Here is a 12,814-nt window from a genome sequence, read left to right as displayed (position 1 = left end):
CAAGGAGTTTCAATGAAGACCACCCACAAACTGCTGCTGCCGCTCGCCCTGACCCTGGCCATCGCCGCCTGCTCCAAGCCGGCCGATAACGCCGCCACGCCGGCCGCCGAAACCCCGGCCGCCACTGCGCCGGCCGATGCCGCTGCCACCACCCCGGCCCCGGCTGCGACGCCTGCCGCCTCGACCGCTCCGGCCGTGGAAGTGGCCTCCGGCACCTACACCCTGGATCCGAGCCACACCGACGTGATCGCGCAGTGGAGCCACTTCGGCTTCTCCAACCCGAGCGCGCATTTCGGCAATGTCGACGGCACCCTGGTGTACGACGCGGCCGACGTGACCAAGTCCACCGTGCAGGTCACCCTGCCGCTGTCCGGCTTGAACAGCTTCACCGCCAAGTTCGACGAGCACCTGAAGAGCGGCGACTTCTTCGATGCGGCCAAGTTCCCGACCGCCACCTTCAAGAGCACCAAGGTCGAAGCGGCTGGCACCAACAAGCTGACCGTCACCGGTGACCTGACCATCAAGGATCAGACCAAGCCTGTCGTGCTGGACGTCACCCTCAACGGTGCCGGCGAGCACCCGATGAAGAAGGTGCCGGCGGCCGGTTTCGATGCCACCACCACAATCAAGCGCAGCGACTTCGGCGTCGGCCAGTACGCCCCGAACGTCAGCGACGAGGTCAAGATCCGCATCACCACCGAGGCCCTGCAGGCCAAGGCCGGCGACGCTGCTGCGAAGTAATCAAGCAATGGCTCACATTAGGGCCCGCCATTGGCGGGCCCTAACTTTTTCGAGAAAATTTCAAGCAGCTAAACCCTTGAGAGCATCATCCCTGATCAGGCGGCTTGCTCGATTGGAAGTAGATATATCTGAACGCGGTGATCGCTGAAGGTCGCGGTCGTGTTTCCCGCAATATTCATTTCTGCAAGCGTCCTTCCATTTGCATCTGCCAGCACCAGTGCGTAGATGTCACCAAATAGGTGGTCCGTACGGATGATGGAGGCTTTGACGCGGTATTTTCTATTGTCGGGTAGAATCAGGACTGGCGAGATTTCGCCTGGGCTTAGCTGAAGGTCGATTTCCCTTCCGCTCAGATCACCTCGAACCTTCACTTCTAATATCTGTTTCCTCGGCGTTGCCTGTTGAAGGGCGGTGGTGTTTGCTCGCTGAGCCGAGTAAGCAGCGATAGGCGAGGCTGCCAAAAGCGCGATGGCAACTGCTCCCATCAAAAAACGGCGACGTTCATCTGTCTTCATATCTTTCATGGGAAGCCTCTCGATTGAGCAGGTCCATCGGGTGATAGTGCACCGATCAGATAAAGATTTAGAAATCCTTGAGTTTGCGTTCTAACAAGCGAATTTATGGGTGTCAATAGTTGCTGTGTTCGCTTGTTCAACGTCGTCATCCGAACGTAAGTCTGCACTGATGATGATCGGGTCATCCGGCGTTCGTTGTACCTCATGCCACTTTCTATGCGTGTTCGTACGTATCAAGCCCTCACTTCATGGCCGGATCCTTTGGAACAGCCTGAGCCGGTGACGACTGCGTATCGATGCATTATCGATATTGCGACCTGTCGCCGAGGAATAGTATGCAGCGTGCGAGGTGTCATCCGTGTTGCATGAGCGCATAGCAAGTCCGGGCTGACCTCTGCAGTTAACTTTAGATCAGACGATCGATACCGTCGGTGTCTCTTTCATGAAGCTCAGGCGTCTGGCTCGTCAAGCATCGCTTCAAGCCTACAGTGTTTGTTGTTGGGTGCTCGGCTCATGTTAATGAGCATCTGGGACACCTTATAATCGAATTTATCTTCGCAATGGATGCCTCCTGATGCTTGGTTGCATCGATTTCAAACGAGATAGCCAATTGATCTGGAAAGTATTGCGGCGCGGGCTGTGTCGTAGGTACGCGCTTCTTATTGACGATGCGTTCGGCTCGAGGTGATGCAGCAAACCCAGGTGCAGGACCGTTTCCAGTCATCACTGATGTGCATGCGCCTTACCGCGCTTTGAACGCGCTGGTACGGCAGAAGTAACAGCACAGACCGTCTCGCAAGCCAGCCCAGTGGTCTTACAGGTCGAGGTTTCCGACTCCGAAGGTTGGGCGTTCGTCAGATGCGACGTAGTTTGTTCGCCACTCTCCACTGATCGGCAGAGGCAGGAGTGCTTGACCTCACTCCGCAGCCAGATGCGCTTTCCAGTACCCCTTTGCGCGGATCGATTCCTTGTCCACGCCCAGGTGCTCTTCCACGAACTTGCGCATTGCCCGCGCACGCATCGATTCGGCGCCGATCCAGTAAAAGGTGTCGCCGTCGTGTGGCTCGTAGTCGCGCAGGCTGTCTTCCAGCAAGGTGCTGCTGGCGGCATCGAAGCCATTACGCTCCAGCCAGTACACGTCCACATCGGCGGCGCTGATCAGCTCCTGCCGCTCGTCGGCATCGGCCACTTCGATAAAGACGTCTGCGTGCAGGTCGGCCGGCATCGATTCCAGCCAGCGGCCGATTGCCGGCAGCGCGGTCTCGTCGCCGATCAGCACGTAATGGTCGTAGTCGTCGGCCACCAGGAACGAGCCGCGCGGGCCGCCGATCGTCAGCGCGTCGCCGGGTCGGGCGTGTGCGGCCCAACTGGATGCCACGCCATCGCCATGCAGCACGAAATCGATGCTCAGCTCGCCGCTCTGTGGATCGAAGGCGCGCGGCGTGTAGTCGCGCCCGGGCGAGGGCAGTGCGCCTTCGGCATAGCGCGGCCCTTCCGCGGTCATGGTCGGCAGCACGAAGGCGCCATCGGCATTGGGGAAGAACAGTTTGACGTGATCGTCCGGCGCTTCGCTTTGAAAGCCGGCCAGCTCGCTGCCGCCGAAGACGATGCGGCGCATCTGCGGAGTGATCGACTCGCAACGGATCACCTGCACGGCGCGTAGGCGCGTGTCGCGACGAACTTGGGTATTGGTGTGTGCAGCCATGATGGTGCGATTCCTGATGGTGTCGCGCTCACAGGCGCGGCGTTGGTGGGGGGAGGCGGATGCGATGGCGTTGCGACACGGCACCCAGTGGCGATCGACTGGCGTCGATGCTTCAACACTCAGCGTGCGTCCTGCTCCATGCCGTCGGCGGCGGCGTTGAGCAGTGCGGCAATCCGTTCGGTTTCGGCCTCGCTCCACTGCCCGTGCCGTGCGAACAGGCCGTGCTTGATGCGGTGAACAGCCTCGCGGATGGGTGGGGGCGTCTGTGCCTTGATCAGCTCGCGGGCGCGGCGATGGGTGCGCGCCAGTGCGGCATCCAGGGCATCGCGCTGATCGGCGGCATGGCTGCGGCCCGTCTCGGTGATCCGATACCGCTTGCGGCCCTGCTCCAGATCGGTGTGCACCCAGCCGTCGGCTTCCAGCTGCGCCAGCGCCGGGTAGATCGCGCCGGCGCTGGGTGTGTACAGCCCTTTGAACAGCGCCGCGATCTGCCGCATCAGCTCGTAGCCGTGGCGTGGGTGCTGCTCGATCAAGGCCAGCAGCAGCAGGCGCAGATCGCCATGCCCCAGCGGGCGAGGGCGCGCACCGCCGCGCCCGGAGGCGTGTCCATCTGACGCATCCAGATCGGCCAAGACCTTGTGGTAGCGAGGAGTCATGTTCGTTCGATATATCGAAGTGCGCGAAAACGATATATCGAAGTGGCGGCGCCCGCAAGCATCTGGCTGTCGCATTGCTGACTGGCTGTCGTCACGTCCTGCGCCGATGCTGCAACGCGTCTAGACACGATCAAGTTCCATAATTACGATGTAATTACTTCGACATTACGGGCCCGGCCCGGTGAGGCATCGCGATGAGTCGACAGTGGGACACCCAGGCCGAAAGCCGGCGCAAGCGCTTGCAGCGTGCCGCCGCGCTGGCGCCGCAAGGCCGCGTGGTTGCCGCCAACGATGTGGTGGCGCTGCTGGAGGCGGTGATCGAGCCCGGCGACCGGGTGTGCCTGGAGGGCAACAACCAGAAGCAGGCCGATTTCCTAGCGCGCTGCCTGACCGAGGTGGACCCCACGCGCGTGCACGACCTGCACATGGTGCAGTCGGTGCTGTCGCTGGCCGCGCATCTGGACGTGTTCGAGCGCGGCATCGCCAAACGCCTGGATTTTTCGTTCTCCGGCCCGCAGGCCGCACGTCTGGCCGGCCTGGTCGGCGAAGGCCGCATCGAGATCGGTGCCATCCACACCTATCTGGAATTGTTCGGCCGCTATTTCATCGACCTGACCCCGCGCATCGCGCTGATCACCGCGCAGGCCGCCGACCGCCACGGCAATCTCTACACCGGCCCCAATACCGAAGACACGCCGGTGATCGTGGAAGCCACCGCATTCAAGGGCGGTATCGTGATCGCGCAGGTCAACGAAATTCTCGACACCTTGCCGCGCGTGGATATTCCGGCCGATTGGGTGGACTTCGTGACCGAAGCGCCCAAGCCCAATTACATCGAACCCCTGTTTACCCGCGACCCGGCGTTGATCTCGGAGATCCAGGTGCTGATGGCGATGATGGCGATCAAGGGCATCTATGCCGAGTACGGCGTGGACCGGCTCAATCACGGCATCGGCTTCGACACCGCAGCAATCGAACTGCTGCTGCCCACCTACGCGCAATCGCTGGGATTGAAAGGCAAGATCTGTCGCCACTGGGCGCTGAATCCGCATCCGGCGCTGATCCCGGCGATCGAATCGGGCTTCGTCGAATCGGTGCATTCGTTCGGCTCCGAGCTGGGCATGGAAAACTACATCGCCGCCCGCCCGGATGTGTTCTTTACCGGTGCCGACGGCAGCATGCGGTCCAACCGTGCGCTATCGCAGACGGCCGGTTTGTATGCCTGCGACATGTTCATCGGGTCTACGCTGCAGATCGATCTGCAGGGCAATAGCTCCACTGCCACGCGCGACCGCATTGCCGGCTTCGGCGGCGCGCCCAACATGGGCTCGGACGCGCGCGGCCGCCGGCATGCCAGCGCTGCCTGGCTCAAGGCCGGACGCGAAGCCGCACGGCCGGGCGAGATGCCGCGCGGGCGCAAGCTGGTGGTGCAGATGGTGGAAACCTTCCGCGAACACATGGCGCCGGCCTTCGTCGACAGGCTCGATGCCTGGGAGCTGGCCGAACGCGCCAACATGCCGCTGCCGCCGGTGATGATCTACGGCGATGACGTCAGCCATGTGCTGACCGAAGAAGGCATCGCCAACCTGTTGTTGTGCCGCACGCCGGAAGAACGCGAGCAGGCGATTCGCGGTGTGTCCGGCTATACCGCCGTGGGCCTGGGGCGCGACAAGCGCATGGTCGAAAACCTGCGCGATCGCGGCGTCATCAAGCGGCCGGAAGATCTGGGCATCCGTCCGCGCGATGCCACCCGCGATCTGCTTGCCGCGCGCACGGTCAAGGATCTGGTGCGTTGGTCCGGTGGGTTGTACGACCCGCCGAAACGTTTCCGCAATTGGTAAGGGCTCAGCATGGAAACCCTGCGATATCGCTTTGACGGCCAGCACGGTGCACGCACCGGTCTGGAGCATGCGCTGGTCGGCGTGGTCGCCTCCGGCAACCTGGAAGTGCTGGTCGAGCGGGTGCCGCTGGACGGTGCGATGGAGATCGAAATCCTGACCGCCGCACGCGGTTTCGGCACGATCTGGCAAGCGGTGCTGGGCGACTTCGCCGCACGCCATCCGCTGCGCGATGTGCGCATCAGCATCAACGATGTCGGCGCCACACCGGCGGTGGTGAGCCTGCGTCTGGAGCAGGCGATCGATGTGCTGCAGGGAGCCGCCGCATGAGCCGCCGCCTTCCAGCACGCACCCGCGGCCTCGTAGGAGCGCACCCGGGCGCGACGGGCCTTCCCGGTAATGCCGCGGTCGCGCCCAGGTGCGCTCCTACGCATGTTGTCAGGAGACCCTTATGAGCACCACCATCCCCATGGCCGAGCGCAGCTATTACGAAGCCGATGCCCGCGAGCGTATCGACGGGCTGCTGGACACCGCCAGCTTTCGCGAATTCGTCGGCCCGCGTCGGCGCCTGGTCAGCCCGCATCTGGCACAGCTCGACGTGCCGGGGGCCTTCAACGACGGCATCGTGGTGGGCGAGGGCAGCTTGCGTGGCCGCACGGTGCTGATCGCTGCGCAGCAGGGCGCCTTCATGGGCGGCGGCGTCGGCGAGGTGCACGGCGCCAAGCTCACCGGCCTGCTCGAACGCGCTGCAGCCACGCAGCCGGCAGCGGTGCTGTTGCTGCTCGACACCGGCGGCGTGCGTCTGCATGAAGCCAATGCCGGCCTGATCGCGATTTCCGAAGTCATGCGCGCCGTGCTGGGCGCGCGCGCGGCCGGCGTGCCGGTGTTGGCACTGATCGGTAGCGGCAATGGCGCGTTCGGCGGCATGGGCATCGTGGCGCGCTGCTGCAGCACGGTGATCATGTCCGAAGAAGGCCGCCTGTCGCTGTCCGGCCCGGACGTGATCGAAACCGTGCGCGGCGTGGAAGAGTTCGACGCGCGCGACCGCGCCCTGGTCTGGCGCGTGACCGGTGGCAAACACCGCTATCTGCTGGGCGAGGCGCAGGTGTTTGTGGCCGACCGCATCGCGGCGTTTGCCGATGCCGCGGCCAGCACGTTGGACACACTTGCAGAACCCGACGGCGATGCAGCGCTGCACGCCCTGGAGCAGGCACATCAGCAACTGTCTGCGCGCATCGATGCGTATGGCGATTGCCGCGACGGCCTGGACATCTGGGCGCGCCAGGGCATCGCCGATCCGCAGCGGCTGCCGCTGCTGGACACCGACGCCTTCCTGGCGGCCACTGCAGATCGGAGCACACCATGGAACTGAGCCAACTGCTCGACCAGCTGTTTCCGCTAGGCCACGCCGTCGCGCGCAACCACGATGTGCTCACTGGCAGCGCCACCACCGCCACCGGCGAGGTCACGGTGATCGGCACCGCCAACAGGCTGGAAGTGGGCGTGGACCACGCGCTGGCCCTGGCTGCCACTGTATTGGCCAGCACCCGTGCGCATCCGCAGCGGCCGATCGTGATGCTGGCCGATACCGCCGGGCAACGCCTCGCACGTCGTGATGAATTGCTGGGCATCAACGGCTATTTTGCGCATCTGGCGCGTGCGCTGGACCTGGCACGCCGGCGCGGCGCGCGGCTTGTCACGCTGGTTTATGGCGAAGCGGTGAGCGGCGGCTTCCTGTCGTTCGGTTTGATGGCCGATCAGATCCATGCATTGCCGGATGCGCAGGTGCGCGTGATGGATCTGCGTGCGATGTCCCGTGTCACCAAGCAATCGGTTGACACCTTGCAGGCGCTGAGCAAGAGCTCGCCGGTGTTTGCGCCGGGCGTGGAGAACTATGTGCGCATGGGCGCGGTGGACTCGCTGTGGGGCGGCGATCTGGCACAGGCGCTGCTCGGCGCATTGGCCGCTCCCGTCGATGGCGACCAGCGGCGCGCACTGGGCGCGCAGCGCGGCGGCCGCACCCTGGCGCGCGATGTCGCTGCCGCCGTGGCAGCGGGCGAGGCCTGAGCATGGCGCCGCGCCACGCCCTGGTGTGGTTGCGCGACGATGCGCAGTGGCAGGCGCACACGCCTGGCGCGCAGCCGCGCTTGCAGCGCTGGTTTGCCGCAGGCCTGCCGGCGGTGGTGGCCCGTGGCGACGGGACCGAAGCGCCGGGCAGCCTGCGCCTGGGCGTGCCGTTGCCGCCCGCCGAGGGCAAGCAACGTCTGGCATTGCAGGCCAGCGTCGTGGAAATCGCACGCTGCAGCCCACCGTTGTCGTTGGATGCGGTGATCGCCCACGCACCCGGCGCGCTGCAGCCCGCGTTGCAGGCGTTGCAAGCGCACGCGCAGGCTGACGCACTGCATCCGCGCGTCTTTGGCAGTTTTGCGTGGCAGGCGTTGACGGGCTTGACGTATGTGCATGTGCAATCGGATCTGGATCTGTTGTGGTCCATCGAGACGCCCGGGCAGGCGCAGGCAGTGGTTGCGTTGTTGCAGCGCTGGGAACACCACCACGGCGTGCGCGCCGATGGCGAGTTGCTGCTTCCCGGCGACATCGCAGTGAACTGGCGCGAGTACGCCGGCAATGCACAGCAGGTACTGGTGAAATCCGGCAACGGCTGCCGCATGTTGGCGCGGACTGCGTTGTTTCAATTGAGGAGCGCGGCATGAGCGCACACGCTCGCGATATCCGCCGGGTCGACGTGCCTGCCGCGCCGGGCGGCCTTGCGCACCGGCTCGGCCGGCTTGCCGTTGGCGCACTGCACGCGGAACTGGCCTGCACGCCAAAGCCCGGGTTGGTGACGCCGTTCGATAGTGGCAGCCATGCCGACATGGATGCCGCAACCTTCCTGCGCAGCCTGTTCGCCTTGCGTGGCTATTTTGTCGCCATCGCGCAGGCCGGCAGCGACAACGCTCCCTTCGCACGCCTGCGCGATCTGGGCATCGCGGCCGAGGCGGCGATGCTGCGCGCCACCGGCGGCATCAATACCCACCGCGGCGCGATCTTCAGCCTCGGCCTGCTTACCGCACAGGCCGCACGCCTGCGCGTGGCGCACGGCCACCGGCCATCTGCCGAGGCGGTCTGCAACGGTGTGCAGGTGTGGAGCGCGGCGTTGCGCGCGGCGCCGCTGGATTCGCGCAGCAATGGCCAGCGCGTGCGTGCGCAGTACCAGGTTGGCGGCGTCCGCGAGCAGGCCGCGGCCGGCTACCCGCTACTGCGCGAGATCGCGCTGCCGCATCTGCGCGCCGCGCTGGACAGCGGCGCCACGCAGGACGCTGTGCTTGCGCAGACCTTGATGCAGCTGGTTGCGCACGTCGACGACCTCAATCTGCTGCATCGTGGCGGCGCAGGTGGTCTGGCATATGCCAAGGCGCAGGCGCGCAGCTTTCTCGATGACGGCGGTGTCGCGCAACCGGGCTGGCGCGATCGGCTGTCGTCGATCGGCAGACACTTCGTGGCGCGTCGTCTCAGCCCCGGCGGCAGTGCGGACCTGCTGGCGTGTGCGTGGTTCCTGCATCGTCAGGAGACGGTATGAGCAGGCGCCTGCCCTTCGCCGGCGCACAAGCGCGCTTGTGCATGCAGCACGCCGTTGCGTCATGCCGCACAGACGCCGCCGCTTGCTTGCACCACGCGCCGGGCAACATTGCCGGCAGCGCACGTGCGCGTCGCCATCGCGGTCGTGTGACAGCATGCAGGTGGCGCACAGCATGACCCTGGCCATCCTCTGCCCGGGCCAGGGTGGCCAGCACGCCGACATGTTCGCGCGGATTGCCGATGCGCCCGCCGCCGCCGCGGTGTTCGCTGCAGCAGGTCAGGTGCTTGGCGGCGCGCCGCAAACCCTTGCCGCAGACCCTGGCCGCTACGTCAATGCCGTCGCCCAGCCGCTGGTATGCGCAGGCACCCTGGCCCAGTGGCAGGTGCTGCGCGCGCATCTGCCGACACCGCTGCTGGTGCTGGGTTACAGCGTCGGCGAGCTGGCTGCGCACGCAGTGGCCGGCAGCATCGATATCCAGACCTGCCTGCAGCTCGCGGCCACCCGCGCGCGCGCGATGGATGCGGCCAGCCCCGACGATGCCGGGTTGATGGCCGTGACCGGCCTGTCGCTGCCCACGCTGGATTCTCTATGCAAGACGCATGGTGCAGCAGTGGCCATCATCAACGGCGACGACCACGCCGTGCTCGGTGGGCCGCGCGCCGCCTTGCGGGCGCTGGGCGACGAGGCGCAGGCGCGCGGCGCACGCGCCAGCGTGCTGCCGGTCAGCGTGCCTGCGCATACGCCATGGCTACGCGCAGCGGCCGATGCCTTCGCCACAGCGTTGACCAAGGCGGCGATTCGCGCGCCGACGGTGCGCGTACTGGCCGGCATCGATGCACGCGTCGTCGCCACGTCGCCGCAGGTGATCGACAGCCTGGCCGCGCAGATCGCGCAGACCGTGCGCTGGCACGACGTGCTGGTGCAGGCCGCCGAACGCGGTGCGCGGGTGTTTCTCGAACTCGGCCCCGGCAGCGCGCTGGCGCGCATGGCGCGCGAGATCCTGCCGGGCTGCCAAGCGCGGTCGGTCGACGATTTCCATAGCACCCAAGGCGTTGTGGAGTGGGTCAATGCCGCATGCGAACGCGCGGCATGACCACCAGGCAGGTGTTGTACACGGCGTGACCCTTGGGTGGCGGGTGGCCATCCGTGCTGTACGCGTATCAGGTGTCTGGGAGGGCGCATGACCCCGCAAATTGCAACGATTCTTGGCTTGGTACTCATGTTCATCGTGGCCACCGCATTGCCCATCAACATGGGTGCGGTGGCCTTCGCGCTGGCGTTCATCGTCGGTGGCGTGTGGGTGGGGCTGGATGGCAAGGAAGTGCTGGCCGGCTTTCCCGGCGACCTGTTCCTGACCCTGGTCGGCATCACCTATCTGTTCGCCATCGCGCAGAAGAACGGCACGATCGATCTATTGGTGCATTGGGCGGTGCGCGCGGTGCGCGGGCGCATCGTGGCGATCCCGTGGGTGATGTTCGTCATCACCGGCCTGCTCACCGCCTTCGGTGCACTGGGGCCGGCGGCCGTGGCCATCATCGGCCCGGTGGCGTTGCGCTTTGCCAAGCAGTACCGAATCAATCCGCTGATGATGGGCCTGCTGGTGATCCATGGCGCGCAGGGCGGCGGCTTTTCGCCGATCAGCGTGTACGGCGGCATCACCAACAAGGTGGTCGAAAAAGCCGGGCTGGACGTCACCGAGATGGCGGTGTTTCTCACCAGCCTGGGTTTCAATCTGATGATGGCGATCATCTGCTTCTGCGCCTTCGGCGGGCTCAAGCTGATGCGGCGGCAGGAAGTGTCGCTGGCCGATGCGCAGTACGTGCCGGTCAGTGGCGATCAGGCATCGCAGCGTCGCTTTGCCATCGAAGGCCACGGCGCGCTGGTGGCGGCCGGCGGCGGCACCTTGTCCACCGACCCGCTGGCGCTGGAGGCGGTGTCCATCACCCGCGATCGCGTGATCACGCTGGTCGGCCTGCTGGGCCTGGGCGTGGCGGCGCTGGTCTACAACCTCAACGTCGGCCTGGTGTCGATCACCGTGGCCGTGGCGTTGGCATTGATCTCGCCGAATGCGCAGAAGGGCGCAGTGGATGGCATCAGCTGGTCCACGGTGCTGCTGATCAGCGGCGTGGTCACCTATGTGGCGGTGCTGGAAAAGGCCGGCGCGGTGGACTACATCGGTACCGGCGTGTCGCATATCGGCATGCCTTTGTTGGGCGCGTTGCTGGTGTGCTACGTGGGCGGCATCGTGTCCGCGTTCGCCTCGTCGGCGGCGGTGCTCGGCGCCACCATTCCGCTGGCCGTGCCGTTCCTGATGCAGGGCCAGCTGGGTGCGGCCGGGGTGATCTGCGCGCTTGCGGTGTCGTCCACCATCGTCGATGTCAGCCCGTTTTCCACCAATGGCGCGCTGGTGGTGGCTTCGGCGGCCAAGGAAGAGCGCGACGGGCTGTTCCGCCGGTTTCTGGTCTACAGCGGGCTGGTGGTGTTGTTGGGGCCGCTGGCGGCGTGGCTGCTGTTCGTGGTGCCGGGTTGGCTGTGAGATTGCCGCCGGTGGGCAGGGTCGGCGGGCGCGCCCGTAGAATGGGCGCCCCCGATCCGCTGCCGACGACCTGCCCGCCATGACCCTCGCCCCTGATTCGCGCAACGCCAAGAAGCGCGTACCGCTGTACGAGGAAGTGGCCGAGCGCCTGCGCCAGAAGATCTACGACTATGCGCTGCCGCCGGGCGAATGGATCGACGAGCCGGCACTGGCCGAAGAACTGGGCATCAGCCGTACGCCGCTGCGCGAAAGTCTCAAGCTGCTCGCGGCCGAGGGCCTGGTGCAACTGGATGCAGGCCGCGGCAGCCGGGTCACGCGGCTGACGCTGGAAGATCTCAATCAGTTGTTCCCGGTGATGGCGATGCTGGAAGGCCGCTGCGCGCATGACGCGGTCAAGCGCCTGGATGCGGCCGGTGTGCAGCGCCTGGAAGAGTTGCATGCGGCGATGGAGGCGGCTGCCGCTTCAGGCGATCTGGCCGAGTATTACCGCAACAACTATCTGATCCACGAGACCGTGCAGCAGTACGCAGGCAATCCGTGGTTGATCCGGGTCACCCACGATCTGCATCGCATCTTGAAGATGCACCGTGGCCGGCAGTTGCTGACGCCGGGGCGGATGGCGCAGTCGCTGGCCGAGCACCGGCAGTTGATGGACTGCGTGCGACGCGGCGATGCCGAAGGGGCCGAGCGCACCATGCACGGACATCTGTTGAGCCAGGGCCAGGCGCTGGCGGCCTACGTGGCGGCGGGCGGGATGTTGAACGTGCCGGCGCCATTGCCGCGGTCGGGCGGGGTGTAGACATCCGCGTGTAGTTTCGGAAGGTCATGCGGCGCACGTCGCAGTGTTCAAGGGTGTCCCTCCGTGCCACGCGCAGCACGCGCGGCACGGCGCCAAACTCGCTGAGTGCAGTTCCTTCTCCCTCCGGGAGAAGGTGCCCGAAGGGCGGATGAGGGGGCGGGTACCAGGGATTTCCAACAGATGCACCTGTTGGCCCTGCGGAAATTTCAAGCGCAGCGTTCAAGTGTCAGCGCTTAAACCACAACGCCAAAGCTACAGCGCTTAAGCCACGGCAAAGTCAAACGCTTCCGCACCCTTCAGGCGGGTGACTCTTGAACAACAGCAAGAACAACAGCGCTGAACACAGCATCCGCTCACTACGCAAACACCAACATCAGCGAGCGCCAGAGCCGGGCCAGGAAGGGGGTGCCAGTGCCAATGACCGGCCGTCGCTCAGTGCAGACCCTG

13 protein-coding genes are annotated in these 12,814 nt (G+C 65.5%); 10 read left to right on the top strand and 3 right to left on the bottom strand.

Annotated elements, in window-relative coordinates; genetic code table 11:
• The first annotated feature begins 12 nt into the window (after nt 1-12).
• On the top strand, nt 13-741 hold the full coding sequence (locus FHY18_RS12575) for a YceI family protein (RefSeq protein ID WP_259155638.1): 729 nt from the start codon (nt 13-15) through the stop codon (nt 739-741).
• 95 nt (nt 742-836) lie between these two features.
• Here the strand turns inward: FHY18_RS12575 and FHY18_RS12570 are convergent, their stop codons facing one another.
• From FHY18_RS12570 to FHY18_RS12560, 3 genes are all read right to left on the bottom strand, one after another.
• Nucleotides 837-1,265, bottom strand: a complete 429-nt coding sequence (locus FHY18_RS12570; protein ID WP_259155634.1) for a hypothetical protein — start codon at nt 1,263-1,265, stop codon at nt 837-839.
• Between the two features lie 907 nt (nt 1,266-2,172).
• Nucleotides 2,173-2,961: a siderophore-interacting protein gene (locus FHY18_RS12565; RefSeq protein ID WP_259155632.1), complete on the bottom strand. Its 789-nt coding sequence runs from the start codon at nt 2,959-2,961 to the stop codon at nt 2,173-2,175.
• A 119-nt stretch (nt 2,962-3,080) separates the two neighbouring features.
• Nucleotides 3,081-3,617 (bottom strand): PadR family transcriptional regulator, encoded by a 537-nt coding sequence (locus FHY18_RS12560; RefSeq protein WP_259155628.1) that lies wholly within the window; start codon nt 3,615-3,617, stop codon nt 3,081-3,083.
• 194 nt (nt 3,618-3,811) lie between these two features.
• On the opposite strand from FHY18_RS12560, the gene mdcA reads away from it, so the two are divergent.
• The 9 genes from mdcA to FHY18_RS12515 all read left to right on the top strand — a co-directional run bounded on the left by mdcA (nt 3,812) and on the right by FHY18_RS12515 (nt 12,367).
• Nucleotides 3,812-5,458 carry a malonate decarboxylase subunit alpha gene (gene mdcA, locus FHY18_RS12555; protein WP_259155625.1) on the top strand — a complete coding sequence of 549 codons (1,647 nt, stop codon included), beginning with the start codon at nt 3,812-3,814 and terminating at the stop codon, nt 5,456-5,458.
• A 9-nt stretch (nt 5,459-5,467) separates the two neighbouring features.
• Nucleotides 5,468-5,785: a malonate decarboxylase acyl carrier protein gene (mdcC, locus tag FHY18_RS12550; protein ID WP_259155612.1), complete on the top strand. Its 318-nt coding sequence runs from the start codon at nt 5,468-5,470 to the stop codon at nt 5,783-5,785.
• 139 nt (nt 5,786-5,924) lie between these two features.
• Nucleotides 5,925-6,827: a biotin-independent malonate decarboxylase subunit beta gene (locus tag FHY18_RS12545; RefSeq protein ID WP_259155979.1), complete on the top strand. Its 903-nt coding sequence runs from the start codon at nt 5,925-5,927 to the stop codon at nt 6,825-6,827.
• Entirely contained in the window at nt 6,818-7,522 is a 705-nt protein-coding gene (mdcE, locus tag FHY18_RS12540; protein WP_259155610.1) for a biotin-independent malonate decarboxylase subunit gamma, read from the top strand. The genes FHY18_RS12545 and mdcE overlap by 10 nt, the downstream gene beginning before the upstream one ends.
• 2 nt (nt 7,523-7,524) lie before the next feature.
• Complete coding sequence (gene mdcG, locus FHY18_RS12535; protein WP_259155605.1) at nt 7,525-8,166, top strand: malonate decarboxylase holo-[acyl-carrier-protein] synthase; 642 nt, start codon at nt 7,525-7,527, stop codon at nt 8,164-8,166.
• Nucleotides 8,163-9,032, top strand: a complete 870-nt coding sequence (gene mdcB, locus FHY18_RS12530) for a triphosphoribosyl-dephospho-CoA synthase MdcB (RefSeq protein WP_259155604.1) — start codon at nt 8,163-8,165, stop codon at nt 9,030-9,032. Before mdcG ends, mdcB begins: the two co-directional genes overlap by 4 nt.
• A gap of 172 nt (nt 9,033-9,204) precedes the next feature.
• Nucleotides 9,205-10,125, top strand: a complete 921-nt coding sequence (mdcH, locus tag FHY18_RS12525; RefSeq protein ID WP_259155599.1) for a malonate decarboxylase subunit epsilon — start codon at nt 9,205-9,207, stop codon at nt 10,123-10,125.
• A gap of 87 nt (nt 10,126-10,212) precedes the next feature.
• Nucleotides 10,213-11,568 (top strand): SLC13 family permease, encoded by a 1,356-nt coding sequence (locus FHY18_RS12520; protein ID WP_259155591.1) that lies wholly within the window; start codon nt 10,213-10,215, stop codon nt 11,566-11,568.
• 79 nt (nt 11,569-11,647) lie between these two features.
• Nucleotides 11,648-12,367: a GntR family transcriptional regulator gene (locus tag FHY18_RS12515; protein WP_046963514.1), complete on the top strand. Its 720-nt coding sequence runs from the start codon at nt 11,648-11,650 to the stop codon at nt 12,365-12,367.
• Nucleotides 12,368-12,814 lie beyond the last annotated feature (447 nt).

Origin of the sequence: Xanthomonas sp. 3793, from assembly GCF_024806835.1 — a bacterium.
GTDB classification, from domain to species: Bacteria; Pseudomonadota; Gammaproteobacteria; order Xanthomonadales; family Xanthomonadaceae; genus Xanthomonas; species Xanthomonas arboricola_F.
The sequence above is the reverse complement of the archived record's forward strand: the minus strand, read 5'-3'. Positions and strand labels throughout refer to the sequence as shown.

What these genes read in the sequence shown, in the direction of transcription:
- FHY18_RS12575 (WP_259155638.1), top strand. Translation starts at nt 13, where the DNA reads ATGAAGACCACCCACAAACTGCTGCTGCCGCTCGCCCTGACCCTGGCC.
- mdcG (WP_259155605.1), top strand. Translation starts at nt 7,525, where the DNA reads ATGGCGCCGCGCCACGCCCTGGTGTGGTTGCGCGACGATGCGCAGTGG.
- mdcE (WP_259155610.1), top strand. Translation starts at nt 6,818, where the DNA reads ATGGAACTGAGCCAACTGCTCGACCAGCTGTTTCCGCTAGGCCACGCC.
- FHY18_RS12515 (WP_046963514.1), top strand. Translation starts at nt 11,648, where the DNA reads ATGACCCTCGCCCCTGATTCGCGCAACGCCAAGAAGCGCGTACCGCTG.
- FHY18_RS12545 (WP_259155979.1), top strand. Translation starts at nt 5,925, where the DNA reads ATGGCCGAGCGCAGCTATTACGAAGCCGATGCCCGCGAGCGTATCGAC.
- FHY18_RS12560 (WP_259155628.1), bottom strand. Translation starts at nt 3,617, where the DNA reads ATGACTCCTCGCTACCACAAGGTCTTGGCCGATCTGGATGCGTCAGAT.
- mdcC (WP_259155612.1), top strand. Translation starts at nt 5,468, where the DNA reads ATGGAAACCCTGCGATATCGCTTTGACGGCCAGCACGGTGCACGCACC.
- FHY18_RS12520 (WP_259155591.1), top strand. Translation starts at nt 10,213, where the DNA reads ATGACCCCGCAAATTGCAACGATTCTTGGCTTGGTACTCATGTTCATC.
- mdcB (WP_259155604.1), top strand. Translation starts at nt 8,163, where the DNA reads ATGAGCGCACACGCTCGCGATATCCGCCGGGTCGACGTGCCTGCCGCG.
- FHY18_RS12570 (WP_259155634.1), bottom strand. Translation starts at nt 1,265, where the DNA reads ATGAAAGATATGAAGACAGATGAACGTCGCCGTTTTTTGATGGGAGCA.
- mdcA (WP_259155625.1), top strand. Translation starts at nt 3,812, where the DNA reads ATGAGTCGACAGTGGGACACCCAGGCCGAAAGCCGGCGCAAGCGCTTG.
- FHY18_RS12565 (WP_259155632.1), bottom strand. Translation starts at nt 2,961, where the DNA reads ATGGCTGCACACACCAATACCCAAGTTCGTCGCGACACGCGCCTACGC.
- mdcH (WP_259155599.1), top strand. Translation starts at nt 9,205, where the DNA reads ATGACCCTGGCCATCCTCTGCCCGGGCCAGGGTGGCCAGCACGCCGAC.